Raw genomic sequence first — 1,180 nt, 5'->3', positions numbered from 1 at the left:
GGCCTCGACCTTGGCGCAGATGGGAATGGGCGTCACGCCGTCGATGGCGTCGAGCTCGACCGTGAGCTCGTCTTCGTCCACGTTGGCCACGTACAGCATCGGCTTCAACGTGAGCAGGAACAGGCCCTTTGCGGCCGCGCGCTCCTCGTCGGTCATCTCCATGTTGGCCGCGCGCTTGCCGTCGTTGAGCCAGTCGAGCAGGCGCTTGGCGATATCGAGCTTGGGTGCCAGCGCCTTATCGCGCTTGACCTCCTTCTCGAGCTTGGGCAGCTGCTTCTCGAGCGTCTGGATATCGGCCAGGATGAGCTCGGTCATGATGGTCTCGGCATCGCTCGCCGGGTCCACGAACTCGCCCGTGTGGTTGACCTCGCGCATGACGTCGGGGTCCTTGAAGTAGCGGACGACCTCGCAGATCGCATCGCACTCGCGGATGTTTGCCAGGAACTGGTTGCCCAGGCCCGCGCCCTCGGCGGCGGCGCCCTTCACCAGGCCGGCGATATCCACGAACTCGACCGTGGCCGGCATGATGCGGCTGGGATGCACGATGTCGGCCAGCGCCTGCAGGCGCGCATCGGGCACGTCCACGATGCCCACGTTGGGGTCGATCGTGGCGAACGGGTAGTTGGCGGCCAAGCCGCCCTTCTTGGTGAGCGCGGTGAACAGCGTCGACTTGCCCACGTTGGGCAGGCCCACGATACCGATGGAAAGCGCCATGTACTTCTCCTTGCAAACATAAGGCGCCGCGAATCGCGTCTAGCGCGAATCGCGGCACTCGATCTTCCTGGTCGCTATTGTACGCGAGCTCGCGGCGCAGGTCACGCGGCGCGCGCCCGCGAACACGCTAATCCGCCAGCTTCTCCACCTTGTCGAGCGCGGCGGACAGCTTCTTCTTGGCCTCCTCCTTGGCCTTCAGGGCCTCGGCGCGCGCCTTCTCGGCCTCGGCGGCGCGCTTCTCGGCCTCGGGATCGGGCACGATGAGCTCGCTCGCATCCGTCTCCACCATCGTGATGGCGCGGTCCTCGCACACCTCGGCGCACAACCCGCACCCCACGCAGTAGGTCGACTCGAGCGTGAAGCGCCCGGCGGGCGTGAGGTCGCAGGCGAACGTGGGGCACTGGCGCACGCACTCGCCGCACATGGTGCACTTCGAGAAATCGCACACCGGACGCTCCACGCGCAC

The 1,180-nt window shown here is 66.5% G+C and carries 2 protein-coding genes; both read right to left on the bottom strand.

Translation table 11 applies throughout. The annotated features are described in order from the left end of the window. Positions 1-714 (bottom strand): GTPase (locus I2E26_RS04115; RefSeq protein WP_195419707.1); only part of this gene is annotated, 714 nt, incomplete at its 3' end. Between the two features lie 127 nt (positions 715-841). Beyond that, the coding region (locus I2E26_RS04110; protein ID WP_195419706.1) for a 4Fe-4S binding protein at positions 842-1,180 on the bottom strand (339 nt) is incomplete at its 5' end.

It is taken from the genome of Collinsella sp. D33t1_170424_A12, assembly GCF_015554865.1.
In the GTDB taxonomy this organism is placed as follows: Bacteria; Actinomycetota; Coriobacteriia; order Coriobacteriales; family Coriobacteriaceae; genus Collinsella.
Note: the sequence above shows the minus strand (reverse complement) of the source record. Positions and strands in the feature narration are given on the sequence as shown.